Source organism: Xanthomonas sp. NCPPB 2866 (genome assembly GCF_041475745.2).
Classification (GTDB): Bacteria; Pseudomonadota; Gammaproteobacteria; order Xanthomonadales; family Xanthomonadaceae; genus Xanthomonas; species Xanthomonas arboricola.
On record NZ_CM192975.1, the window covers coordinates 3,121,153 to 3,144,618 of the forward strand.

A 23,466-nucleotide genomic window follows, 5' to 3' on the forward strand; every position below is an offset into this window, starting at 1 on the left:
GGCGCGGCATGCCCCGCCGCCCGCGTGCGGATGCAGCGTCGCAGCACGCCATCTGCATCGATGACCGGATTGCTGCCACCCGCGGCGCCGCCCGGCCCGGTGCTGGTCGCCTACAGCGGCGGCGTGGATTCGAGCGTCTTGCTGCACCTGCTGGCAGCGACGCCGCGTTGTCGCGACACGGGGCTGCGTGCGGTGCATGTGCATCACGGCCTGCATGCCGATGCCGACGCCTGGGCCGCGCATTGCCAGCGCCAGTGCGATGCCTTGCAAGTCCCCCTGCAGATTGCGCACGTGCAGGTCGCGCGCGACAGCGGCCTGGGGCTGGAAGCGGCGGCACGCCATGCACGCCACGCCGCGTTTGCCGCCGCACTGGCGCCAGGCGAATGGCTGGCGCTGGCGCACCATCGCGACGATCAGGCCGAAACCTTCCTGCTGCGCGCATTGCGCGCTTCCGGCCCGGACGGCTTGGCGGCGATGCGCGCGCAGCGTCCCTTCGCCGCCGGCATGCTGTGGCGCCCCCTGCTGGCGCATGCGCGCGCCGAGGTGCTGGCGTATGCGCAGGCACATCGCCTGCAGTGGATCGAAGATCCCAGCAACGCCGACGCCCGCCACAACCGCAACTTCCTGCGTACTCAGCTGATGCCCGTATTGCAGCAGCGCTGGCCGCAGGCCGCCGAGGCACTGGCGCGCAGCGCGCAGCTGAGCGCCGATGCCAGCGACCTGCTGCTGCAGGAGGACACCGCGCTGCTGCCCGGCCTGCTGACCGCCGCCGGCGCACTGGATCTGCAGGCCTTGCGTGCGCAGCCGGCAACACGTCGGCCGCGGCTGCTGCGCGCCTGGGTGGCGGCAGCGCAGGCGCCACCGCTGCCTGCGCACGGCGTTGCCGCCCTGGAGCAGGAAGTCGACGACGACGCGCCGGATCGGCAGGCCTGCTTTGCCTGGCAACAGGTGCAGGTGCGGCGCTGGCGCCAGTGCCTGTACCTGCTGCGTCCGCACAGCGCGTGGCCGGCGTCATGGCAGGCCTGCTGGGATGGCACGTCCCCGCTGCCACTGCCGGATGGCGCGCAGCTGCAGTTGCACGGCGCACCCGGCCTGCGCTTCGCGCAACCGCTGCTGGTGCGCGCACGCCAGGGTGGCGAACGCATCGTGCTGCCGCAGCGCGCGCATTCGCATCGGCTCAAGCACCTGCTGCAGGCGCTGGATCTACCGCCCTGGCAACGCGCACGCCTGCCGGTCCTGTGGGACGACGGTCAGGTGCTGGCAGCCGGCGACCGCATCGTCTCGGCGGCATTGAACGACTGGCTGCGCGCGCATGGCGCATCCCTGCGATGGCGCGACCACGCCAATGCGAATTGACCCGCCTGCCTGCGCGCCGCACACTTTGACGATGGTCAAAAAATCCTTGAACGAAACATCCCCGGTCGCCCGCTTCGAACAGTCGCTGGAAGAACTCGAGCAACTGGTGCAGAAGATGGAAGTCGGCGACCAGAGCCTGGAGCAGTCGCTCACCGCCTACGAGCGCGGCATCGGCCTGTACCGCGACTGCCAGCAGGCACTGGAACAGGCCGAACTGCGCGTGCGCATGCTGACCGACCCCGCGCGCCCCGATCTGGCCGAAGACTTCCAGGCGCCGTCGCAGGACGGCGGCTGAGGTGAGTTCGGCGTTGTTCGAGCACTGGATCGGCCGCACCGAACGCAGCCTGGAGGCCAGTCTGCCAAGTCCCACCCTGGCGCCGCAGCGACTGCACGCCGCGATGCGGCACGCGGTGCTGGGCGGCGGCAAGCGCATGCGCCCGCTGCTGGTGTATGCGACCGGCGCGCTGTTCGGCGCCGACGAGGACCGCCTGGACACGCCCGCGGTGGCGGTGGAGCTGATCCACGCCTATTCGCTGGTGCACGACGATTTGCCGGCAATGGACGACGACGCCTTGCGCCGTGGCCAGCCCACCGTGCACATCGCCTTCGACGAAGCCACGGCGATCCTGGCCGGCGACGCGCTGCAGACGCGCGCCTTCGAGCTGCTGGCTGCGGCCCCGGTCAGCGCGGAGCTGCGGGTCGGCTGGCTACAGAGTCTGGCCACCGCCGCAGGCGCTGCCGGCATGTGCGGCGGCCAGGCGCTGGATATCGATGCCACCGGCCAGTTGCAATCGCTGCGCGATCTCGAGCGCATGCACGCCCTCAAGACCGGCGCGCTGATCCGCGCCGCGGTGCGCATGGGCGCGCTCACAGGCGCTGCCGCAGCCGACGACCAGCAACGCCTGGATGCGTTTGCCGATGCGCTGGGCCTGGCGTTCCAGGTCCGCGACGACATCCTGGATGTGGAATCGAGCTCGGCGCAACTGGGCAAGACCGCCGGCAAGGACGCCGCGCAGGCCAAGTCCACCTATCCGGCCCTGCTCGGAATGGACGGCGCCAAGGCCAAGCTGGCCGAACTGGCCACCCGCATGCACGACATCCTGCAGCCCTACGGTGCGCCCGGCGACACGCTGGCAACGCTGGGCCGGTTTGCGGTGGACCGCGCGCACTAGCGCTCCGCGTTCGTGTGAGCTGCCGCACAGGCGCGCCGGGCGCCTCGTGCGCCGATGCCTGGCGACATGCACAGGCTCCGCCGATGCGCAAGGGCGAGCGGCCGCGCAGCCGGCTTCAACGCCACCACGCACGGCGACTACGGCAGCGCGTTCGACTTCAGCAGCCCGCAGAGATCAGGCGCTCGCACCGGCCTTTGCGCATACCGTGCGCCAGCGCACGGTGCGGCTGCAGCACACCGCCCTGCAAGCGCTGCGCTGCGTCACAGAACGTAACTTCTCCTTCCATACATTTTTCACATGAAAACTTCGGCAGGGCGGCAATAAAGTGCGGACTAATTCACACTTCCAGGCTGAATTGTCGCCATCGGTGTCCGCATTTGTCATTGCCTGACTGCCGGCAGGCCAAAAACCACATCAATCGGTTCTCTTGTTGCGTCTGCTCGCTCTGCCTAGGTTGACCTGCCCGCGTCCGCGGACATCCCCCGACCACATGGAGAGTCACTGGTGAAGAACGTTTTTCTCGCATCGTTTGCAGCAGGCACGCTGGCCGTTGTTGGCGTGCTCGGTTCGGCGCAGGCGCAGTCCGTGCGCGGCCCGGTCCCGTTGACCATCGAACTGGCGCCAGTCGCCGATCAGGCCGGGCGACACCAGGGCAAGATCGCGGTGACCGTCACCAACAACGGCAGCCAGATCGCCCGCGTGCCGACCTATCAGCTGCCGCTGCAGACGCTGGACAACGGCATCCTGGAAGTGAGCCGCGATGGTGTGCCGGTGACCTACACCGGACGCCTGGTCAAGCGTGGCCTGCCCAAGGCGGCGGACTTCACCATCCTCAAGCCGGGCCAGAGCGTCAAGGGCGAGGTCGATCTGGCCGGCGCCTACGATCTGTCGACCAGTGGCAACTACACCATCCAGGTCCGTTCGTCGCTGCAATATGCCTCGCTGTCCGATGGCAGTCTGATGAAGGCCGCCAACGGCCAGCCGGCCGTGGCCACCAGCACGCCGCTCACGGTCTGGCTGGACGGCGCGCGTCGCGGCGTGCAGCGCCAGCTCGCAATCGGTCCGACCGCCGTGGTTAATGGCATCAACTACCTCAACTGCAGCACCACCCGCACCAATCAGGCGGCCAGTGCCGTCACTGCCGCGCGTACTTACTCGCAGAACGCGCGCAACTACCTCAATGCCGGCAGCACCGGTGCGCGCTACACCACCTGGTTCGGCGCCTACAACGCCTCGCGCTACAGCCGGGTCAGCTCGAACTTCGTCAACATCGACAACGCGCTGGACCAGAACAACGGCCAGCTGACGATCAACTGCAGCTGCGAAGCGGATCTGGCGGACGCCTTCGCCTACGTCTATCCGAACCAGCCGTACGAGATCCATGTCTGCAATGCGTTCTGGAGTGCGTCGACAACCGGTACCGACTCCAAGGCCGGCACGCTGGTGCACGAGACCAGCCACTTCACGGTCGTCGCCGGCACCCAGGACCGTGTCTACGGCCAGTCCGGCGCGCGCAGCCTGGCGATCAGCAACCCGGCCCAGGCGATCACCAACGCCGACAGCCACGAGTACTTCGCCGAGAACACCCCGGCGCAGAACTGATCGCATCATCGTCTGAAACGACGAAGGCCCGGCATCGCTGCCGGGCCTTCGTCATTTGCACCGCGCCGGATTACTTGATCAGGCGCAGCGTGAACGGATAACGGTAGTGTTCGCCGTTGTTGGCCTTGACTGCGGCCAGGATGCACAGCACCAAGTTGGCGATCCACACCAGCGTCGGCACGAAGAACAGGATGCCGAACGACACGATGGTCAGGATCACCGCAGCCACGTAGGCAATGATCACGGTGATCTGGAAGTTCAACGCCTCCTTGGCCTGATCGGTGGCGAACGGCTTGGACGGGCTGGCGTCCTTGCTGATCAGCCAGATCACCAGCGCGCCGATGAAGGACGTCAGGATGCCGAGCAAGTGCGCGGCCAGCGCCAGGGTGCGCTCCTCCGACGGTGTGCTGGTCCCGATCGGCGGCGGCGGCGGCGGCGGTACGGCGTGTGACTCGAATTCGCTCATCATGTCTCCCCATGCATGGTTGTGGTGCGGCGGACTATAACAACGATTCAGCCAGCTACCAGTGCGGGAAGACATGGTCTCGGCGGTGCACGGCGGTTGCCGCCAGGCAGAGCGGCAAGACGCGTGCGCGCCGGGCCTGTGCTGTTGGCGGAGCAGCCCTGCTCAGCCGCGCTCAGCTATCGCCTGCCACCGTCATGCGGTTGACCAGCACCGAGCCGATCTTGACGTGCGAGCGCGGATCGACATCGCTGCCGACCGCCTCGATGCCGGCGAACATCTCGCGCAGATTGCCGGCGATGGTCAGGCCGTCGACCGGGTAGGCGATCACGCCGTTCTCGATCCAGAAGCCACCGGCGCCGCGCGAATAATCGCCGGTCACCGGATTGACGCCGTTGCCCATCAGCTCGGTGACCAGCAGGCCGCGCGACATGCCGGCAACCAGCGAAGCCAGGTCGCCGGCGTTGGCGGTGACCTGCAGGTTGTGCACGCCGCCGGCGTTGGCGGTGGTCTGCAGGCCCAGCTTGCGCGCCGAGTAGCTGCCCAGCACATAGCGCTGCAGCACGCCGTCGCTGATCAATGCCGAACGCCGCGTCGCCACGCCTTCGCCATCGAAGGCGGCCGAGCGCAGGCCGCGGCGCAGGTGCGGCAGTTCTTCGATGTTGAACCAGTCCGGAAACAGTTTGCTGCCGACACTGTCGAGCAGGAAGCTGGCGCGGCGATACAGCGCGCCGCCGGAGACCGCGCCGAGCAGATGCCCGACCAGCGAGCGCGCCACTTCCGGCGCGAACAGCACCGGCAACTGACCGGTCGGCAACGAGCGTGGCTGCAGCCGCGCCAGGGTGCGTTCGGCGGCATGGCGGCCGATCGCTTCCGGCGCCTCCAGATCTTCGCGCGCCAGCGCGCTGCTGTACCAGCCATCGCGCTGCATGCCGTCGCCCTGGCCGGCGATCAGCGCGCAGCTGATCGAATGGTGGGTGCCACGCTCGCGGCCGATGAAGCCATGCGAGTTGGCGTAGACCGACAGGCTGAGCCCGGTGCTGGCCGAGGCGCCGTCGGAGTTGCTGATCCGCGCATCGGCATCACGTCCGGCGCTCTCGCAGGCCAGCGCCAGGTCCACCGCGGTGTCGGCGTCCAGCGCCCACGGGTGCCAGCTGTCCAGCTCGGGAAAGTCACGCGCCATCAGCTCCGGGTCGGCCAAGCCGGCAGCGACATCGTCCTCGGTGTAACGGGCGATCGCGCAGGCCTGGGCAACGGTCGATTCCAGGCTGGAATCCTGCAGATCGGCGGTGCTGGCGCTGCCCTTGCGCTTGCCGAAGTACACGGTGACCGCAATGCCGCGGTCGCGGGTGGATTCCACCGTCTCCACGTCACCCAGGCGCACGTTGACGTCCAGGCCGCGCTCTTCGCTGCAGCTCACTTCGGCCTGGGTGGCGCCGGCGGCACGGGCGCGCTCGAGCAGGCGCTGCGCGATGTCGGTGAGCGCATCCAGGCGCTGCAGGCTGTCGTCCTGGACACGTGTTTCGGAGGAGAGTGCGTTCAATGCTTTATCCTAGTCTCAATGATGAATAACTTCTTGTTTCGGATGGATGGCAATGCGCGGACGCGACGAAGACACCGGTGAATTCCGCGGCGCCAGCCGCAGCCAGCAGCGGCGCGAGGCGCTGGAAATCTTCGACCTGGGCGAAAAGCTGGTGGCGCTCACTCCGGCGCAGCTGGCCAAGTTGCCGGTGCCCGAATCGCTGATCCCGCATATCGAGGAGAGCAAGCGCATCACCTCGCATATCGCGCACAAGCGCCAGCTGGCGTTTCTGGCCAAGCACATGCGCCGCGAGGACGACGAAACACTGGCCGCAATCCGCGATGCGCTGGATGCCAACAGCGACACCGCGCGCCGCGAAGTGGCCGCGATCCACCGCGTCGAGCGCTGGCGCGAGCGCCTGCTCGCCGAAGGCGACGTGGCGCTGGCCGAACTGCTGGAAACCTACCCGGCCGCCGACCGTCAACAACTGCGCCAGCTGGTACGCAACGCCATCCACGAGCGGGCCAAGAACAAACCGCCGCGCGCCTACCGCGAGCTGTTCCAGGTGCTGCGCGAGCTGTCTCAGGAGCCGGGATTGGAGAGTGGGGATTCGGGATTGGAAGACGACGAATCGGCGTCGGACGCCGACGAATAAGGCTCCGCCCGATCCATCCAGCCCCGCAACGGCCATCCCGGCCGTTGCCAATCCCAGATCCCGGCTCCCGGATCCACCCAAGCGCAACCCACCACACCCCGCAGTCCCCGCTGTTGCGAATCCCGAATCCCGATTCCCAAATCCCCGCATCTCAGGCCTGCGTTCCACCAACGGTAATGCCGTCGATCAGCAGCGACGGCTGGCCGACGCCGACCGGCACGCTCTGCCCGTCCTTGCCGCACACGCCCACGCCTTCGTCCAGCGCCAGGTCGTTGCCGATCATGCGCACCTTCTGCATGGTCTCCGGGCCGTTGCCGATCAGCGTGGCGCCCTTGACCGGCGCGGTGACCTTGCCGTCTTCGATCAAGTAGGCCTCGGTGGCCGAGAACACGTACTTGCCGCTGGTGATGTCGACCTGGCCGCCGCCGAAGTTGACCGCGTAGATGCCCTTTTTCACCGAGCGGATCATTTCCTGCGGATCGTGCTGGCCGGCGCGCATGTAGGTGTTGGTCATGCGCGGCATGGTCAGGTGCGCGAACGATTCGCGCCGGCCGTTACCGGTCGGCGCCACGCCCATCAGGCGCGCGTTGTGGGTGTCCTGCATGTAGCCAACCAGCACGCCATCTTCGATCAGCGTGGTGCACTGGGTGGACGTGCCCTCGTCGTCGATATTGAGCGAGCCGCGGCGGCCATCCAGGGTACCGTCATCGACGATGGTCACGCCGGGCGAGGCCACGCGCTCGCCAATGCGACCGGCGTAGACGCTTGTGCCCTTGCGGTTGAAATCGCCTTCCAGGCCATGCCCTACCGCCTCGTGCAGCAGCACGCCGGGCCAGCCCGGGCCGAGCACCACCGGCATCACGCCGGCCGGAGCCGGAATCGCATCCAGGTTGACCAGCGCCTGACGCAGCGCTTCGCGGGCGAAGCCTTCGGGGCGGCCATCTGCGAACAGTTCGGCATAGCCGTAACGGCCACCGCCGCCGGAGTAACCGGACTCGCGCCGCCCGCCCTGCTCGACGATCACCTGCACGTTCAGCCGCACCAGCGGGCGCACGTCGGCGGCGAGCACGCCGTCGCTGCGCGCGATCAGCACCGTGTCCACCCCGCCGGACAGGCTCACCATCACCTGCTTGACGCGCGGGTCGGCGGCGCGCACGTACTGGTCGATACGGCGCAGCAGATCGACCTTGGTCGCGCTGTCCATGTCGTCGATCGGGTCGGTGGCCGGGTACAGCGCACGGCCGTTGCCGCGCACCAGCGAGCGGGTGGATTGCGCACCACCCTCGCGCGAGATTGCGCGTGCGGACTGCGCCGCCTCCAGCAAGGCCTCGCGCTGGATGTCATCGGAATAGGCGAAGCCGGTCTTCTCGCCGGCAATCGCGCGTACACCCACGCCCTGTTCGATGGAATGCGCACCGTCCTTGACGATGCCGTCTTCCACGCTCCAGCTCTCGCGTCGCGAATGCTGGAAGTACAGGTCGCCGAAGTCGATGCCCGGGCCCAGCAGGGCGCCGAAGGTGCGGTCGAGATGGCCGGTGTCCAGGCCGGAAGGAAGCAACAGCCGGGTTTCGGCCAGAGTGAGAGCGTTATCGGTCATGCAGTCAGGATGGGGCCCGCGCGCCGGGGAGACAAGTCGTTCGGCTGAACATGCGGCACGGCTATCATCGCGGGCCCATCGCCACGCCGACGCCCGCGCATGAAGCTCACTGCCCACGTCCTGGATGGCCATACGCTGGACATCCGCCCCGCTCCGCACGAGCGCGACTGGATGGACGCCACCGACCAGCGCTATGCCTACCGCTGCCTGCCGCTGGCGATCGCCAATGCGCATGGCTGGGAGCTGCTGTGCCAGGCCGGTTTCGAGGCGAGTTGGGACGGGCGCGACAGCCTGGATGCGATCCGGATCAGCGCCGATGCCGGCGCCGCCTCACCGGCCATCAGTCACTTCGGCTACGGCGTGCTGACCTTCCACGTGCCCTGCCTGTTTCGCACCGATGCCGGCATGGATCTGTTCGTCACCGGGCCATTGAACCGGCCCAAGGACGGCATCGGCGCGCTGAGCGGCATGGTCGAAACCGACTGGAGCCCGTACACCTTCACCATGAACTGGAAGTTCACCCGGCCCGGGCAAGTGCGCTTCGAGGCCGGCGAGCCGTTCTGCCATCTGTTCCCGCTGCCGCGCCAGCTGATCGAACAGGTGCAGCCGCAGTGGAAGCCCTTGTCCGAGGCGCCGCAACTGGCGCAGCAGCATGCCGACTGGACGCGCAGCCGCACGCAGTTCCTGCAGGAACTGCCGGATGCGCAGTCGGCCGCCGCGCGCGAGAAATGGCAACGCGGCTATTTCCGTGGCGTCGCCGATGCCGATCAGGCGCCGGTGCAGGGCCACCGTTCGCGCCTGCGTCTGCCGATGTTCGTGCGCGCCGACAGCGACGGCGACAGTCCGCTCGACTGAGTGCATCGGCGCACCGGACGTGCCCGCTGACGCGCGTGCCGCGTTCTATCGACTTGCCGTAAGGCCTGAGTGCCCGCGACGACTCAGCACCAGCACACGCCAACGCGCCCGCAACCGGACGCGTCAGCGTGGCGACCGACCGGGCGTGGCTGGCGTTGCCGTGGGCGCGCCTTCTGCAGGCGGCTTGCCGGGCGCCCGCTCGCGCACTTCGCGCTCCACCACGTCCACCTGCGGATCCTTCCACGGCCCGGTGACGTGATAGGTCTTGGCGCCGATCGCCCCGAGCGGTTTGCCGAGCACCGCATTGGCGGCCGCGCCCACCGCCGCTCCGACCGGGCCGCCGGCCACGGCGCCGACCACGGTGAGCAGATTGCCGGCCTTGGGATTCACGTCCACGGTCTGGTCGAAGGTCTGCGCGCGCAGGTCGGTCTGCCCCCGGATGGCGATGTCGGCGGCCGGGCCTTCGATGCGGATCGCATCGGTGCGCGCGAAGCCCTCGCCGAAGCGCACCTGGCCGTCCAGCTTGTTGAAGGCCAGCCCCTTTGAGAAGAAATCGCGGAAGTCGAACATCAGCCGGCGCGGCAACTGCGCCACGCTGAGCAGGCCGAGCACGCGACCGGCACCGGGGTCCACTTCCAGCAGCTGGCCGTTGCGCACGTCGATCTTGAGGTCGCCATCCAGCGAACCGAGCGCAAACCCGGTCGGCGAGCCCTGCCAGCCGGCATTGAGTTCCAGCTGGCCTTCGCCCCCGCGCAGCTGGCCGCCCAGGGTGAGGTTCTGCAGCAGATTGCCGAGATTGCGGCTGTCCACGCGCGCCGACAGGCGTGTGCTGGCAGCCTCGCCCTTGCCGCGCCAGGCGCCGGTCAGGCCGATGTTCTGGTCGTTGGAGCGCAGTTGCAGCTGGTCCACCTGCATGCCGTCGGTCAGCCGGCTGCTGCGCAGGGTGGCCGCGCCCAGGGTCATCTTGCCGACCTGCAGGTCGTCGACGTCCAGCGACAGCGGCGGGATCGAGACCGGGTCGAACTCGGCCACCGCGCGGCGCGCCGGTTCCGGCAAGGCACCGGCCAACGGATCGCCCGGCTCGGGCGCGGCCGGCTCGGCAGGTGCGGCCACCGGCTGCCAGTGCACCGTGCTCAGCTTGCCCTGCACGGCGGCGCCATCGGTATTGGGCACGCTGAGCTGGCCGGCCAGCGACGGGCCGTCCAGGGTCACCGCCACCGCGTCACGGGTCGGCCGCAGGCGCAGGCGCGTCTGCGGGAACACGCCGCCGATCATCAGCAACCGGTCGGCCTGCACATCCACCTGCTGCAATGGCACGGCGTCCTGCTTCGGTGCTGCCGGCTGGCCCGGCAGTGGCGGCATGTCCGGCTCGCTGCTGCCGCGCGCCAGGCTGATCCAGTCGATCGCATCCAGCGAGGCAGTGCGGCCGGTGACCACCAGGCCGTTGGCGGGCGGCCGCTCGGTGACCGTATCGGTACCCATGACCACGCGCACGCCGGTCTGATTGCCCTGGCTGCTGGCCTTGAGCGCAACCAGCTTGCCGAAGGCCACGTCGATGTCGCCATCGCCCACCGGCAAGGCCACCCTGACCTGCGTGTCCAGCGGCTGCGTGGCCGCCTTGTCCAAGGGTGCAGGCAAATCCAAAGTGATGCCGACCAGCTGCGAGCGCAGCGTCAGCAACGCCTGCGCGTCGGCCTGCCCCGGCGAGGTCAGCGGCACGTCCACGCCCACCTGCCACGGTGCGCTGCCATGCACGTAGGGGCGCAACCATTCCATCTGCGGCGCGCGGTCGAACAGCTCTTTCGCATCCAGGGTAGCGCCGAAGCGCGCCTCGAAGGCCTGCTTGGGGTCCTGCACGAAGCCACCGGCACGCAACGACAACTCGCCGCTGCGGCCCTGGTGCTGCACGCTCAGGCGCTCGGCGGCAAAGCCGCTGTCGCGGTACTCGGCCTGCCCGCTGACCTGGTCGAAGGCCAGGTTCCAGCGTGCATCGCCCAGCCTGGCGCCCTGCAGCGCGACCGTGCCCTGCAGATGGCCGCCCACACCGCCGGTGCGCAGGGGACGCAGCAGGTCGAAGCTCACCGCTGCCGGGCCGGACACCGTGAGGTTGCGCAAGGTATCGCCGTAGCGCTGCTCCAGCGGGCTCTTGCGCAACATGCCAAGCAGCTGCGCGGCATCGGCCCGGGTGGAGGCGCGCACGTACAGCTCGGAGGTGGCGAAGCTGGGAATGCCCGCTTCCAGCGATGCGATCGGCGCACCGGCCAGCTCGCCCTTGCCCTGCAGGGAAAATCCGTTGCCGATGAAGCGCAGATCGGCCTGCACCTGCTCCATCGCCGGCCAGCCCGGATTGAACGGGATCACGCCGTCGCGGATCTGGCCGAAGGCCTCGAACCGGCCGTCGTTGTTGTCGAACGGCCAGTCGTCCAGATCGCCGCTGACCAGGCCGGTGCCGCCGGTGATCACGCCACCGGCAACCGCCGTGTCCAGCCAGTCGATGGCCGCCTTGCTCATCTTGGAGCGGATCCAGAACTTGCGCGCCACCGGCAGGGCGACATCGTCCAGTTGCGTGGCCAGCTGGATGCGCGGGCGGCTGCCATCGTTCTGGAACCACAGCCCGCCGCGCACGCTGGCGCCATAGTCCCTGGCCTGCACGCGCAACGCCGGCGTGGCGACCTGCCAGCCGGCGCCGTCGCGCCAGCCCACGATGCTGCCGGCCAGCTGCAACTCGTGCACCACCCCGAAACCGGTCGGCCAGTCGAAGCGCAGCGTGGCATCCGCTGCGGGGTCGAGCTGGATTGCCTGCGCATCGCCATCGATCCGGCCGCGCAGGCCGCTGATGCCCGGCGCGTTGCCCACCGGCAGAAAGCCCAGTTCCTCGATCCGGCCCTGCGCGCGCACCGCTCCGCCCTGCTCGCCGGCGATCTGCAGATCGGCCAGGCGCAACTGCGGCCGGGACAGGCTCAGCCAGCGCCGCAGGCCAGGCGACAGTTGCTCGCTCAAGGCGGCCGCCGCGATCAGGCCCGAGACATCGAGGTGGTTGCCCACCACCGCATAACGGCGCCCGCCGGCAATGCTCAGCCCGTCCAGCCGCTGCAGCCTGGCCGCCTGGCCCAAGCGCAGCAGCGGCGCATCCATGCGCCAGCCGCCGTCGATGGTCTGCCAGCGCGCGCGCGCCTGCAGCCGCTCCCACACCAACGTGCGGCGTGCGGTCTGCTCGGGCAATGCCGCCCCGGACAATCGCAGTTGCTGCAGATCGGCATCCACGGTGACTGCAGTGATCCGGCGCGCGCGCAACTGCGCCCAGGCCTGCAGGCGTCCGCCGCCGCCGTCCACGCGCATGCCGCCGAACTGCAGCAACGCCGCCCAGGCGGCCAGATCGGCCGGATCTGCTTGCGCATAGGCGCTGCCGTCGCCGCTGTCGCGATCGAACGCGATCACCGTGGTCAGCGGTGCGCGCTGCAGGTCGATCCAGGCGCGGCTGCCGACCTTCACCGTCGAGCCGTTGACGCGCAGGCGCAGGTCGATGCGCGGCAGCGTGGTGTCCACGCCGATCGACGGCGCGGCTACGCGCAGGCGCGCCTCGGCCACCTGGATCTCGCCGAGCCGGCGCAACGCTTCCAGCGGGTCCGAACGCCGCCCGGCCGGCAGACCCTGCACCGACCATACGCCATCGTCGCTACGTTGCAGCGTCAGCGCCAGGCCACGCAGACGCACCTCGGTCAGCGAGTGGCCGGGCAACAGGCCGGCGTACATCGCCAGCAGGATTTCGGCCTGGCCCACACGCACCTCGCCATGCGGGCCGATCCGCAAGCCATCCAGCCGCAGCAACGGCCCGCGCCGGGTCCATTCGGTCTGCAGGCGATCGAACGCGATCGGCTGGCCGGCGCGCTCGCTCAGCCATGCGGCGATCTGCTGCGGCCGCTGCTCGGCCAACGGCAACGCCTGGCTGGCCGCACCCACCAGCAACGCGATCGCCACCAGCGCAAGCGCGGTGGCAGTGATCGCATAGCGGCGAAACAGACGGAGACGGCGGCGCAGCGGGGTGGGCATCAGGGGCGGGGATTGGGCATTGGAGATTGGGGATTGGTCAAAGCAAAGCCGCGCACGGTGCCGTCAAGCGCCATTATCGGACCAAGCCACGCTACCAGAGCCGGCGTTGACCAATCCCGAATCCCGACTCCCCAATCCCGGACTCACAGCAGCACCACATCGAACTGCTCCTGCAGATACTGGTCGTCGGACTGGAAGCGGATGCTCTTGCCGAGGAATTCCTCCAGCTCGGCCACCGCGGCCGACTCTTCGTCGGTGATGCGGGCGACCACCTTCGACGAGGCGATCACCAGCAGCCGCGCCGCATCGAACTGGCGTACCGCGCGGGTGATCTCGCGGAAGATCTCGTAGGTCACCGTTTCGGCGGTCTTGATGGTGCCGCGCCCGCTGCACTGGCCGCAGGTTTCCGACAGCTGCCGCTCCAGGCTCTCGACGGTGCGCTTGCGGGTCATCTCGACCAGGCCCAGCGGCGAGAATTCGTACACGGTGGTCTTGGCGTGATCGCGCGCCAGCGCTTTCTCCAGCGTGCGCAGCACCTGGCGGCGGTGCTCGGCATCGTCCATGTCGATGAAGTCGATGATGATGATGCCGCCCAGGTTGCGCAGCCGCAGCTGCCGCGCCACCGCCTGCGCGGCCTCCAGGTTGGTGCGGAACACGGTCTCCTCGAGATTGCGCTGGCCGACGAACGAACCGGTGTTGACGTCGATGGTGGTCATCGCCTCGGTCTGGTCGATCACCAGGTAGCCGCCGGACTTGAGCGGCACCTGCTTGTTCAGCGCGCGCCCGATCTCGTCCTCGACCCCGTACAGGTCGAAGATCGGCCGGTCGCCGGTATACAGCTCCAGTCGCTCGGCCAGCACCGGCATGTACTTGGCCACGAAGGCCTGCAACTGCACGAAGGTCTCGTTGGAGTCGACCTTGACCTTTTCCACGTCGCGGCGGATCAGATCGCGCACCGCACGCAACGGCAGGCTCAGGTCTTCGTAGATGATGCTGCACGGCGGCGCCTCGCGGCCGCGCCGCTCGACCACGTTCCAGACCCGCGACAGGTAGGCGATGTCCTCGGCCAGCGCCTCGGCCGGCTGGCCTTCGGCGTTGGTGCGGATGATGTAGCCAAAGCCGCCGTGCTGGGCCGAGACCTCGCTGACGATGGTCTTCAGACGCAGCCGCTCGGCCTCGTCCTCGATCCGCGCCGACACCCCGACGATCTTGGACTGCGGCAGCAGCACCAGGTAGCGCGAAGGAATGCTGATCTGCGTGGTCAGCCGCGCGCCCTTGGTGCCGATCGGGTCCTTGACCACCTGCACCACGATCTCCTGCCCGTCGCGCAGCAGCTCCACGATCGGCACCGCGGCCGCCGGCGGCGGCGGGATCGGGGTCTCTTCGGTATCGACCACGCTGGCCGGTGCCGGCGCCGGGCGCACCACGTCGTTGGCGTGCAGGAACGCGGCGCGCTCCAGGCCCAGCTCGACAAATGCCGCCTGCATGCCCGGCATCACCCGTTGCACCTTGCCCTTGTAGATATTGCCGACCACGCCCCGGCGCCAGCCGCGCTCGATATGCAGCTCCTGCAGCATGCCGTTCTCGATCACCGCGACGCGGGTTTCGCGCGGGGTGACGTTGACCAAGATCTCTTCCGACATCAATGCGCTCCGAGGGCTGTGAGCAACTGCGAGGTGTGAAACAGCGGCAATCCCATCACGCTGGAATAGCTGCCGGACAGATGGCTGATAAAACGTTCGGCGCGGCCTTGGATTGCATACGCGCCGGCCTTGCCCATCGGCTCGCCGGACGCCACGTACGCGGCGATCTGCGCAGCATCGAGTGGCGCGAAGATCACCTCCGACACCACCAGCGTCTGCACCGGGGCGCGTTGCGCGCAGACTAGAACCACGGCCGTGAGTACCTGGTGGGTACGCCCGGACAGCAGGCTCAGCATGGCGATCGCATCGTCCGCATCGACCGGCTTGCCGAATACCCGTTCGCCCAGCACCACCTCGGTATCGGAGCCGAGCACGATCGCATCGGGGTCGCTGGCCTGCACCTGCGCCAGGCCGGCACGCGCCTTGTCCAGCGCCACGCGCTGCACGTACTGCGCAGGCGATTCGTCGGGCGCGCGCAGTTCGGGCACGTCCAGTTGCAGGGTCTGGAAAGGCACATCCAAGCGTTGCAGCAGTTCTTGCCGGCGCGGCGACCGGGAGGCGAGATAGAGCATCCGTCCAGCATACCTGTTGCCCCTCCCCGCCCGCTTGCCGATCCGGGCGGCAGTGGTCGCGTTCGACTCACAACATGTTCATCGAACCGGCAACACGCTTCCCCTACAGACAAGGAGATCTCATGCGTACCACCCTCAAACCGTTGTTGCTGGCCCTGTCCATCGCTGCCGGAACCGCCATGACCGCCCACGCCCAGACCGCTCCGAGCTACACCATTCCCAATGACGGCACCCTGCTCAACGTGTCGGCCGAAGCGGACGCCAAGCGCATACCGGACATCGCCACGCTGTCGGCCGGCGTGGTCACCCAGGCCGCCGACGGCAACGCCGCCATGCGCCAGAACGCCGACCAGATGAGCAAGGTCATGGCCGCGATCAAGGCCGCCGGCATCGCCGACAAGGACGTGCAGACCACCGGCATCAACCTCAGCCCGCAGTACACCTACAAGGAAAATGAGGCGCCCAAGATCAACGGCTACCAGGCCAGCAACACGGTCAGCCTCAAGGTCCGCGACATCTCGCGCCTGGGCAAGGTGCTGGATGCATTGGTCGCCCAGGGCGCAAACGACATCAACGGCCCCAGCTTCTCGGTCGACCAGCCCGAACCGGCCTACGACGAGGCCCGCGTGGCCGCGCTGAAGAAGGCCCAGGCCCGCGCCGACACCTATGCCAAGTCGCTGGGCCTGAAGGTGCGCCGCATCGTCAGCATCTCCGAAGGCCGCAGCGGCGGCGGCGTGCGTCCGATGATGATGGCCGCCTCGATGCGCTCGGCCAAGGCCGAGATGGACACCCAGGTCGCCCCGGGCGAGAGCACCTTGTCGATCAACCTGGACGTGACGTTCGAGTTGGGTCGTTGACCTGACCGCAACCGCGTTCGGTTTGCTTTCCAGACTGCCCTCCCCGAGGGCAGTTTTTTATTGGGCACGCCAAAAGTTGTGTTGCCTCGCCTTGCGATGACACCTGCCCCGCTTCCGACACGAGTCAGACGTGCCAAATGTGTGCGGATCGATGGGACCGGGGCGAATCGACCAGCCGACCTCCAGCGCGTCGAAATCGCTTGTGCCCGCGCAAGGCTCGCGGTAAACCTACGCTACCGGATGGTGTAGTGCGTCCGGGTCGCGCTGGTCCTTTCCGCAGTTCCGTTGAGGAGGTGGATGATGGTTCGCACGCAATCGCAGGTTTCTTCCCGATCCACCGGCATCGACACGTCGCGCGTTCTGGCGATGAGCACGGCGGTGGCCTTGCATCTGCTCGCCGGCGGGTTGTTGTTGATACCGCTCTCGTACCGGGCAATTCCGCAGCAGCCCGCACCGAAAGAACGCTGGGTCATGCCCATCACCATCGAGACGCCGCCGCCACCGGTGTTTCCGATCGAGGTGAAGTTCAAACCGAAGGCAACGCATACATCGCCGACCACGGTGCCGGTGCAGGTGCAGACCCCGGTGATCAGTGAGCCCGCGGTGGTCGACAACGCAACGTTCGCCTTGCCTGCGGTCTCGGAAGCGGTGTCTGACAGCGCGCCGGCGATTGCCGCACCCAGCGGCCCGGTCGAGGCAGGCCAGTTGCAGTATCTGAGTTCACCGGCGCCGAGTTACCCGGTGGCGGCACTGCGTGCCGGGCAGCAGGGCACGGTGCTGCTGCGCGTGTTGGTCGCCACCGATGGGCGCCCGGCCGAGGTGAGCGTGCAGACCAGCAGCGGTCATCGCGCGCTCGATCTGGCGGCTCGTAGCCAGGTGCTGCGCAACTGGCGCTTCCAGCCGGCGATGCAGAACGGCCAGGCCGTGCAGGCCTACGGCCTGGTGCCGGTGAGTTTTTCGTTGAACTGATGCGTCATCACCTGCGGCGACCCGGATGCCCGGTCGCCGCATGGTCTGGCGTTGCGCAGCCGGCTACTGCAAGACCACGGTTTCAGCTGTTGCATGCGCATCGTTGCAGTGCGCCTTGCGTGCACGCGACGACGTGCGGTCTCGCAGATCGGGTTGAGGATGCGTCCGGCTACTCGCCCGCACATCCTTCTCGAAAGCGCAGCGGCGACGCGCAGAATACTGCCGTCGCGATGCCGCTTAGGCGCGGTGGTACGGATGATTAGCCAGCATCGCCGCAGCGCGGTACAGCTGCTCGGCGACGATCAGGCGCACCAGCATGTGCGGCAGGGTCAGCGGGCCGATCGACCAGCTTTCGCTGGCGGTTTTCAGCACCTCGGCGGCGTGGCCTTCGGGGCCGCCGATCAGGAACGCCAGATCGCGGCCCTGCCCGCGCCAGTGCTCCATGCGCTGGGCCAGCTGTTCCGAACTGAGCGGGCGGCCCGGGATATCCAGCGCAACCACGTAGGCGTTCTTGGGCAGCGCGGCGAGCACACGGCGGCCTTCGTCGTCGATGGCGCGTTGTGCATCGCGGCCCTTGCCACGCAGGCCGGGTTCGATCTCGACCAGCTCCAGCGGCATCCAGTGCGAGAGACGTTTCTGATATTCGGCAAAGCCCTGCGCCACCCAGGCCGGTGCGCGCTCGCCGGTAGCGATAAGTCGGCATTTCATGACCACATGATATCCGCGTCACAGCTTGGGCATCGGAACCGGGGCGATCACAGCGGTGTCATGGTGCGGTTACAGCGAGCTTCTAGGGTCGGCGCACTACCCAGCCCGCAGGAGTCGTTCGATGCCGATTTTCGATCCCGCCCGCCGCCAGGTGCTCAAGGGCAGCGCTGCCGTGATGGCCGCCGGTGCGCTAGGCAGTTTGAGTGCGCTGCAGTCGCGCCAGGCCCAGGCCGCCAACAGTTCCTCGCCGCCGCTGCAACTTGCCCCGGTGCCCAGCCGGTACGGCCCGCTCGCGCCGGTCGCCGACCAGAGCACCGGACTGCCGCTGCTGCAGCTGCCGCGCGGTTTCAGCTACCGCTCGTTCGGCTGGAGCGGCGACCGCATGGACGATGGCCAGCCCTGCCCCGACCGCCATGACGGCATGGCCGTGGTCGGCCTGCGTCGGCCCGACTGGCGTCCGGGCAGCGATCCGCTGCGCGGCCTGGAATACGTGCTGATCCGCAACCACGAACGCGGTGCGACCACGCCGTTCCGCGCGCCGGCGATGTACGACACCGGCATCGTCAGCGGCACCCAATCCGCCGGCGGCGGCACCACCACACTGAGTTACGGCCGCCGCGGCTGGGGCAGCCTGGAGCCCAGCCTGGGCGGCACCCTGGTCAACTGCGCCGGCGGCCCGACCCCGTGGGGCACCTGGCTGAGCTGCGAGGAGATCAAGACCAACGCGGTATCCAGCACCGGCCGCAAGCACGGCTATGTGTTCGAAGTGGACCCGGACAGCCAGCGCACCACCGGCCGCCCGCTGCTCGGGCTGGGCCGCTTCAGCCACGAGGCGGTGGCGATCGATCCGCGTACCGGCATCGTCTATCTCACCGAGGACGACCGCAACAAGGCCGGGCTGTACCGTTTCATTCCCAACGACCGCCGTGGGCGCAATGGCTCGCTGGAAAACGGCGGCCGGATGCAGGCCGCACGCGTGCGCGGGCGGCGCAATGCCGATCTCACCGTGGCTAGCATCGGCCAGCAGTTCCAGCTGGAATGGGTGGACATCGAAGAGCCGGATCTGGACAGCATCGCCGCGCCGGCCGGCTTTGCCGACATCGGCGCCAACGACACCCTGAGCGGGCCGTTCGCGCAGGCCTGGGCAGACGGTGCGCTGCGCATGAGCCGTGGCGAAGGCATCTGGTACAGCTACGGCAAACTGTTCATCGTCGACACCAGCACCGGCGTGGATGCGCAGGGCCGGCGCGGTTACGGCAATGGCGCGGTATGGGTGCTGGACCTGTTCACCCAGCGCCTGAGCGCCCTGTTCGTCAGCGGCAATCAGCTGGCCGCGCACAACCCGGACAACGTCACCGTCAGCGCGCGCGGCGGCGTGGTGCTGTGCGAAGACGGCGGCGAAAGCCCGGACGAATACGGCCCCGGCGCGCGGCTGCTCGGGCTGACCCGCGGCGGCGAGTCGTTCTATCTGGCCAAGAACAATGTGCAGCTCACCTCGCAGCAGATCGCCGATGCCGGCAAGACCATTGCCGAGGGCGACTACCGCGATACCGAGTTCTGCGGGGCCTGTTGGGATCCGCTGGCGCGCACCCTGTTCGTCAACATCCAGACCCCGGGCATCACGCTGGCGATCACCGGCCCGTGGGAGCGCGGGCCGTTGTGAGCCTGCGGCCCTGAGCTGGCTGTCTTAGGCACAGGGCAACGGCCAGCGCTGCCGAACGGACCGGCCTCCGTTCGGCAGCGTCGCTCCGGCCGCCGGCACAACGCCAGGCATGCACGCGTTCCGATTACACGGCTGGCAGCGAGTCAAGCCGAGACTGCGCGCAGCATGCGCGCGCCCCCGATGGCGGATGTGCAAGCCGACAACCACCATAAAGGCCGGGATCAGAACCAGGGCGCGTCGGGCGCGCCCGCCATGGCGCGCTGCCGCTTCAACCAGCGCTTGAACGATTGCGGGTCTTCCAGCTCGCGCAGGCCACGGCGCGCGTCCAGCAGGTCGTCTTCGACCTCGCGCTTGAGTTGGGCCATCAAACGGCCCAGTCGCTCCGGCTTGGGGCGCGACGGCAACTCCAGCCCGTATTCGGCGCAAAAGTCGTCCGACTGCCGCTGCACCTGCTGCTGCAGCTGCCTGCACTGCCGATCCAGCTCGCGGTTGTAGTCCTGCAGGCGCGCGGCGCTCATCGCATCCACGCCTTGGGCGTCCATCAGACCAATCTCGGCCTGCAGTTCGAGCAGACCCAGCAGATCGCCGGCCTTGTAGGCCGCGTTGAGCCGCTGCATCAGGATGGTGCGCGCGGCATGGTCGTCGACGCCCTTGGCGCGATCCGGATGCAGATTGCCGGCCAGCTTGCGATACAGCTCGCGCAACGGAGGCGGCTCGGCATTCTCCACCACTGCCTTGTGCTCGGCACGCTTGCGCCGTTGCGTGTGGCGTTGCTGTTGCTGCGCACGCTCCTGCTGCAGGCGCTCGCTGACGCGCTCGTAGAGCTGTTCGGGCGAATCGATGCCATCCAGCTCGTCGGCATCCAGCCCGTAGGCCTGGCCGAGGATCTGCTTCATCAGCGCATCGGATTCGGCGACTTCCTGGTCGTAACCGGCTGCGCTGTGGCGATCGTAGATCGGGCGCAGTGACGCGTGGCCGGCCTCGATCAGCGGGGCGGCGATATCGCACAGCAACTCGGACAGGAAGGCGCGGTCGGCCTTACCCAGTTTGACCGTGGCATACGCACGGTCGAGCTCTTCGACCAGGGCGATGTCGGCCGCGCGGCGGTGGTCGAGCAAGGGCTGCAATTCGGCGTGGTAACGCTCGCGCCACTGCGACAGTGCAAGCTGCCAGGCCTGCAGGTCGGCACGATGCCGTTCCAGGTCGCGCAGCAATCGGTCGAAGCGCTTGCGTGCCGGCGACAGCGGCGCGCCGGAGGCGTGTGCGCCCTGGCTGCGCAGCTGTTGCAGCGCCTGCGAGGCAGGCGCATCGGTCGGGGGTCGGGCATTGCGTGGCATGCCCGGCTCACTCACTCTTCGGGATCGGCATCCGCATCGTCCGGACGCTGGTCGCCCACCGTCCACAGACGTTCCAGCGCGTAGAACTCGCGCACGCGCGGCAGCATCACATGCACCACCACGTCGCCCAGGTCCACCAGCACCCACTCGGCCTCGCGCTCGCCTTCCACGCCCAGCGGCATCACGTCCAGGCGCTTGGCGAACTTGACCACTTCTTCGGCGATCGACTTCACGTGGCGGGTCGAGGTACCCGAGGCGACCACCATGTAATCGCAGACGCTGGACTTGCCGCGCACATCGATCTCGACCACGTCCTTGGCTTTCAGCTCCTCCACGGCCTCGCGCACGGTGGCCAGCAGGGCCGGCACGGACGGCGGCGGATTCGGGATGGAGGTCTTGATGACTTGGGCTTGGGTGGTCAAAGCGGGCAACTCGATGGAATTGGCGCGAATTATAGGCCGGTCCGGCCGGCTGCGTGTTCAGCTAGTCGGCTGGGCGCAGCCGTAGAGGCCTTCGTGCGCGATAAATGCCGCCACCGATGCCGGCAGCAGCGCTTGCCAGTCACCGCCGGCGGTGATGCGCGAGCGCACCGCGCTGGCCGATTCACCGCGCAACGGCTGCTGCAGCGACCACAGGCGGCCGGCCGGCGAGATGCCCAGCTCGCCCGCCTTGGCGGCCCAGCGGCCCTGCACTGCCGCGGCGAGCTGCGGCGCATCGGCCAGGTCCAGCGGCGTGCCCGGACGCGCGGCAATGACGAAATGCGCCAGTTCGAACAAATCTTCCCACTGATGCCAGCTGCTCAGTCCGACGAAGGCATCGGCACCGAGCAGCCAGGCGATCGGTGTCGTGGGGCCGAGCTCGGCGCGCAGCGCGCGCAAGGTGTCGACGGTGTAGGACGGCGCATGGTCGCGGCTGGCGCGTTGCAGCTCGCGGCTGTCCAGCGCCAGCCCGGGGGTGTCGGCCAGTGCCAGCTCCAGCATGCGCGCGCGCTGCGCTGCGGTGGCGCCGGGTGCGGGACGGTGCGGCGGATCGGCGGCCGGTACCAGGTGCACCAGCGCGCCCAGTTCGTCGCGCGCGGCGCAGGCGATGGCGAGGTGGCCCAGGTGGACCGGATCGAAGGTGCCGCCGTAGTAGAGGTGGAGCTGGGATTGGGGAATCGGGATTGGGGAATCGGAAGAGCGTGGGTTCGGCGCTGCCGGGTGTGATTCGGTGGGCGGCGAGGTGCGGGCTGCGCTGCTAGAGATGGCCGCAGCTGCGGCCTGGTCGGGGGTTGCGCTGCTTGGGGAGGCGGGTCGCGCGTCGCCGTCGGCGGCATCGCCGGCTTTCACGCCAGCAATCTCACCGCGCGGGATTCGGCCACGGCCACCAGCAGGCGTTCCAGGCCGACCCAGGGGTCGCCGTCGGCACGGCCCTTGGCCATGCGGTCGACCCGCGAGGCTTCGGCGACGAAGCGCTCCCAGCGGCGTGGTTCGGGGTGCCGTTGCAGCGCGCGCTTGAACGGCGCCTGGCGTGATTCCCACAGGCCCTGCGCCTTCATTTCGGCAGCGAGGTTGCCGCCGTTGGCCTGCACCTTGGCCAAGGACGCAGTGCGCAGCAGTTCCTTGATCAGGATCGGCATCAGCGCGGCCACCGCCTCGCCTTCGGCGCGCAGGCCGGCGAGCATGCGGATCGCTGCGGCCGGCTGCCCGGAGAACGTGGTTTCGGCCAGGCGGAACACGTCGTAGCGCGCGGCATCGGCGACCAGCGACTCCATCGCCTCCAGGTCCAGCACCTTGCCATCGGCCAGCAGCACCAGCTTGTCGATTTCCTGCGCGGCGGCCAGCAGGTTGCCTTCCACCCGCTCGCTCAGGCGCTGCACCGCCGCGGCGTCGGCACGCAGGCCGTGACTGCGCAGGCGGCGCTCGATCCAGTCCGACAGCTCGTGCGGCTTGATCGCCCAGGCCACCGAAATGGTGCCGATGCGGCCGATCGCATCGGCCCATTTGCCCTGGTGCGCCTTGCTCCAGTCGTTGGCGGTGATCAACAGCACCACATCCGGCGGCGGGTTGGCGCAGAAGCGGGTGATGACCTCGGCGCCGTCCTTGCCCGGCTTGCCGCTGGGCAGACGCACTTCCACCAGCCGGCGCGGACTGAACAGGCTGGGCGCGTTGAAGGTCGCATCCAGCTGGTTCCAGTCGAACTCCCGGCCATCGGCATCGAAGACCTCGCGCTCGCTGATGCCTTCGGCGCGCGCGCGTGCGCGCACCGCATCGGCCGCCTCCAGCACGCGCAAGGTCTCCGGACCGGCGATCAGGTAGACCGGCTGCAGCGGCTGATTGGACTGGCCGGCGAGCTGTTCTGGGCGAAGTTCCATGACTAGGTAAGTTCCGTCACTACAAAGGCACGCGCCACTGCACCGTCACGCACAAGACGGCGTCGGCAGCGATCGTCGGGGCATGCTCGCCG

21 protein-coding genes are annotated in these 23,466 nt (G+C 68.5%); 9 read left to right on the forward strand and 12 right to left on the reverse strand.

Annotation, left to right across the window (positions count from 1 at the left end; all coding sequences use genetic code 11):
• Positions 1-60: 60 nt before the first annotated feature.
• From tilS to ACCQ04_RS13350, 4 genes are all read left to right on the forward strand, one after another.
• Positions 61-1,356 (forward strand): tRNA lysidine(34) synthetase TilS, encoded by a 1,296-nt coding sequence (gene tilS / locus ACCQ04_RS13335; RefSeq protein ID WP_372358540.1) that lies wholly within the window; start codon positions 61-63, stop codon positions 1,354-1,356.
• Between the two features lie 31 nt (positions 1,357-1,387).
• Positions 1,388-1,651: an exodeoxyribonuclease VII small subunit gene (locus ACCQ04_RS13340; protein WP_016903977.1), complete on the forward strand. Its 264-nt coding sequence runs from the start codon at positions 1,388-1,390 to the stop codon at positions 1,649-1,651.
• A 1-nt stretch (position 1,652) separates the two neighbouring features.
• Entirely contained in the window at positions 1,653-2,528 is an 876-nt protein-coding gene (locus ACCQ04_RS13345; protein ID WP_065032482.1) for a polyprenyl synthetase family protein, read from the forward strand.
• A 504-nt stretch (positions 2,529-3,032) separates the two neighbouring features.
• A complete protein-coding gene (locus ACCQ04_RS13350) occupies positions 3,033-4,130 on the forward strand; it encodes a M35 family metalloendopeptidase (protein WP_054591517.1) in 1,098 nt (365 codons plus the stop codon).
• 70 nt (positions 4,131-4,200) lie between these two features.
• On the opposite strand, the gene ACCQ04_RS13355 is transcribed toward ACCQ04_RS13350, so the two are convergent.
• The gene (locus tag ACCQ04_RS13355) at positions 4,201-4,671 is read right to left on the reverse strand and encodes a DUF4870 domain-containing protein (RefSeq protein WP_226427176.1); all 471 of its coding nucleotides are present in this window, start codon (positions 4,669-4,671) and stop codon (positions 4,201-4,203) included.
• Positions 4,672-4,768: 97 nt separating this feature from the next.
• Positions 4,769-6,136 (reverse strand): metalloprotease PmbA, encoded by a 1,368-nt coding sequence (gene pmbA, locus ACCQ04_RS13360; RefSeq protein ID WP_065032483.1) that lies wholly within the window; start codon positions 6,134-6,136, stop codon positions 4,769-4,771.
• A gap of 52 nt (positions 6,137-6,188) precedes the next feature.
• Here pmbA and yjgA point away from each other — a divergent pair, with 52 nt between their 5' ends.
• A complete protein-coding gene (yjgA, locus tag ACCQ04_RS13365; protein ID WP_104568237.1) occupies positions 6,189-6,770 on the forward strand; it encodes a ribosome biogenesis factor YjgA in 582 nt (193 codons plus the stop codon).
• Between the two features lie 151 nt (positions 6,771-6,921).
• On the opposite strand, the gene tldD is transcribed toward yjgA, so the two are convergent.
• Entirely contained in the window at positions 6,922-8,367 is a 1,446-nt protein-coding gene (tldD, locus tag ACCQ04_RS13370; RefSeq protein ID WP_047128976.1) for a metalloprotease TldD, read from the reverse strand.
• Between the two features lie 99 nt (positions 8,368-8,466).
• Between tldD and ACCQ04_RS13375 the strand changes: the two genes are divergently transcribed.
• On the forward strand, positions 8,467-9,222 hold the full coding sequence (locus ACCQ04_RS13375) for a DUF6065 family protein (RefSeq protein WP_226427177.1): 756 nt from the start codon (positions 8,467-8,469) through the stop codon (positions 9,220-9,222).
• 123 nt (positions 9,223-9,345) lie between these two features.
• On the opposite strand, the gene ACCQ04_RS13380 is transcribed toward ACCQ04_RS13375, so the two are convergent.
• The 3 genes from ACCQ04_RS13380 to ACCQ04_RS13390 all read right to left on the reverse strand — a co-directional run bounded on the left by ACCQ04_RS13380 (position 9,346) and on the right by ACCQ04_RS13390 (position 15,487).
• Complete coding sequence (locus ACCQ04_RS13380; RefSeq protein ID WP_226427178.1) at positions 9,346-13,272, reverse strand: YhdP family protein; 3,927 nt, start codon at positions 13,270-13,272, stop codon at positions 9,346-9,348.
• 143 nt (positions 13,273-13,415) lie between these two features.
• The gene (rng, locus tag ACCQ04_RS13385) at positions 13,416-14,915 is read right to left on the reverse strand and encodes a ribonuclease G (RefSeq protein WP_016903751.1); all 1,500 of its coding nucleotides are present in this window, start codon (positions 14,913-14,915) and stop codon (positions 13,416-13,418) included.
• Positions 14,915-15,487, reverse strand: a complete 573-nt coding sequence (locus tag ACCQ04_RS13390; RefSeq protein ID WP_226427179.1) for a Maf-like protein — start codon at positions 15,485-15,487, stop codon at positions 14,915-14,917. Before ACCQ04_RS13390 ends, rng begins: the two co-directional genes overlap by 1 nt.
• A gap of 122 nt (positions 15,488-15,609) precedes the next feature.
• Between ACCQ04_RS13390 and ACCQ04_RS13395 the strand changes: the two genes are divergently transcribed.
• On the forward strand, positions 15,610-16,344 hold the full coding sequence (locus ACCQ04_RS13395) for an SIMPL domain-containing protein (protein ID WP_016903753.1): 735 nt from the start codon (positions 15,610-15,612) through the stop codon (positions 16,342-16,344).
• 233 nt (positions 16,345-16,577) lie between these two features.
• Here the strand turns inward: ACCQ04_RS13395 and ACCQ04_RS13400 are convergent, their stop codons facing one another.
• Complete coding sequence (locus tag ACCQ04_RS13400; RefSeq protein WP_180969204.1) at positions 16,578-16,817, reverse strand: hypothetical protein; 240 nt, start codon at positions 16,815-16,817, stop codon at positions 16,578-16,580.
• Between ACCQ04_RS13400 and ACCQ04_RS13405 the strand changes: the two genes are divergently transcribed.
• Positions 16,705-17,313 (forward strand): energy transducer TonB, encoded by a 609-nt coding sequence (locus ACCQ04_RS13405; protein ID WP_506191517.1) that lies wholly within the window; start codon positions 16,705-16,707, stop codon positions 17,311-17,313. The genes ACCQ04_RS13400 and ACCQ04_RS13405 overlap by 113 nt on opposite strands.
• A gap of 237 nt (positions 17,314-17,550) precedes the next feature.
• On the opposite strand, the gene rlmH is transcribed toward ACCQ04_RS13405, so the two are convergent.
• On the reverse strand, positions 17,551-18,021 hold the full coding sequence (gene rlmH / locus ACCQ04_RS13410; RefSeq protein ID WP_016903756.1) for a 23S rRNA (pseudouridine(1915)-N(3))-methyltransferase RlmH: 471 nt from the start codon (positions 18,019-18,021) through the stop codon (positions 17,551-17,553).
• A gap of 121 nt (positions 18,022-18,142) precedes the next feature.
• Here rlmH and ACCQ04_RS13415 point away from each other — a divergent pair, with 121 nt between their 5' ends.
• Entirely contained in the window at positions 18,143-19,684 is a 1,542-nt protein-coding gene (locus ACCQ04_RS13415) for an alkaline phosphatase PhoX (RefSeq protein WP_226427180.1), read from the forward strand.
• Positions 19,685-19,905: 221 nt separating this feature from the next.
• Here the strand turns inward: ACCQ04_RS13415 and ACCQ04_RS13420 are convergent, their stop codons facing one another.
• The 4 genes from ACCQ04_RS13420 to holA are packed head-to-tail and all read right to left on the reverse strand — an operon-like array spanning position 19,906 to position 23,374.
• A complete protein-coding gene (locus ACCQ04_RS13420; protein ID WP_226427181.1) occupies positions 19,906-21,021 on the reverse strand; it encodes a J domain-containing protein in 1,116 nt (371 codons plus the stop codon).
• An 11-nt stretch (positions 21,022-21,032) separates the two neighbouring features.
• A complete protein-coding gene (gene rsfS, locus ACCQ04_RS13425; RefSeq protein ID WP_024939731.1) occupies positions 21,033-21,443 on the reverse strand; it encodes a ribosome silencing factor in 411 nt (136 codons plus the stop codon).
• A gap of 57 nt (positions 21,444-21,500) precedes the next feature.
• A complete protein-coding gene (gene nadD, locus ACCQ04_RS13430; protein WP_372358541.1) occupies positions 21,501-22,349 on the reverse strand; it encodes a nicotinate-nucleotide adenylyltransferase in 849 nt (282 codons plus the stop codon).
• Positions 22,346-23,374 carry a DNA polymerase III subunit delta gene (holA, locus tag ACCQ04_RS13435; RefSeq protein WP_047126816.1) on the reverse strand — a complete coding sequence of 343 codons (1,029 nt, stop codon included), beginning with the start codon at positions 23,372-23,374 and terminating at the stop codon, positions 22,346-22,348. Before holA ends, nadD begins: the two co-directional genes overlap by 4 nt.
• Positions 23,375-23,466: the final 92 nt, after the last annotated feature.

Bases quoted from the DNA above. Each gene is read 5' to 3' on its own strand.
- ACCQ04_RS13395 (WP_016903753.1), top strand. From the start codon at position 15,610: ATGCGTACCACCCTCAAACCGTTGTTGCTGGCCCTGTCCATCGCTGCC.
- ACCQ04_RS13400 (WP_180969204.1), bottom strand. From the start codon at position 16,817: ATGACCCAGCGTTCTTTCGGTGCGGGCTGCTGCGGAATTGCCCGGTAC.
- ACCQ04_RS13420 (WP_226427181.1), bottom strand. From the start codon at position 21,021: ATGCCACGCAATGCCCGACCCCCGACCGATGCGCCTGCCTCGCAGGCG.
- ACCQ04_RS13355 (WP_226427176.1), bottom strand. From the start codon at position 4,671: ATGTCTTCCCGCACTGGTAGCTGGCTGAATCGTTGTTATAGTCCGCCG.
- tilS (WP_372358540.1), top strand. From the start codon at position 61: ATGACCGGATTGCTGCCACCCGCGGCGCCGCCCGGCCCGGTGCTGGTC.
- ACCQ04_RS13375 (WP_226427177.1), top strand. From the start codon at position 8,467: ATGAAGCTCACTGCCCACGTCCTGGATGGCCATACGCTGGACATCCGC.
- ACCQ04_RS13415 (WP_226427180.1), top strand. From the start codon at position 18,143: ATGCCGATTTTCGATCCCGCCCGCCGCCAGGTGCTCAAGGGCAGCGCT.
- tldD (WP_047128976.1), bottom strand. From the start codon at position 8,367: ATGACCGATAACGCTCTCACTCTGGCCGAAACCCGGCTGTTGCTTCCT.
- rlmH (WP_016903756.1), bottom strand. From the start codon at position 18,021: ATGAAATGCCGACTTATCGCTACCGGCGAGCGCGCACCGGCCTGGGTG.
- ACCQ04_RS13340 (WP_016903977.1), top strand. From the start codon at position 1,388: ATGGTCAAAAAATCCTTGAACGAAACATCCCCGGTCGCCCGCTTCGAA.
- ACCQ04_RS13380 (WP_226427178.1), bottom strand. From the start codon at position 13,272: ATGCCCACCCCGCTGCGCCGCCGTCTCCGTCTGTTTCGCCGCTATGCG.
- yjgA (WP_104568237.1), top strand. From the start codon at position 6,189: ATGCGCGGACGCGACGAAGACACCGGTGAATTCCGCGGCGCCAGCCGC.
- rng (WP_016903751.1), bottom strand. From the start codon at position 14,915: ATGTCGGAAGAGATCTTGGTCAACGTCACCCCGCGCGAAACCCGCGTC.
- holA (WP_047126816.1), bottom strand. From the start codon at position 23,374: ATGGAACTTCGCCCAGAACAGCTCGCCGGCCAGTCCAATCAGCCGCTG.
- ACCQ04_RS13390 (WP_226427179.1), bottom strand. From the start codon at position 15,487: ATGCTCTATCTCGCCTCCCGGTCGCCGCGCCGGCAAGAACTGCTGCAA.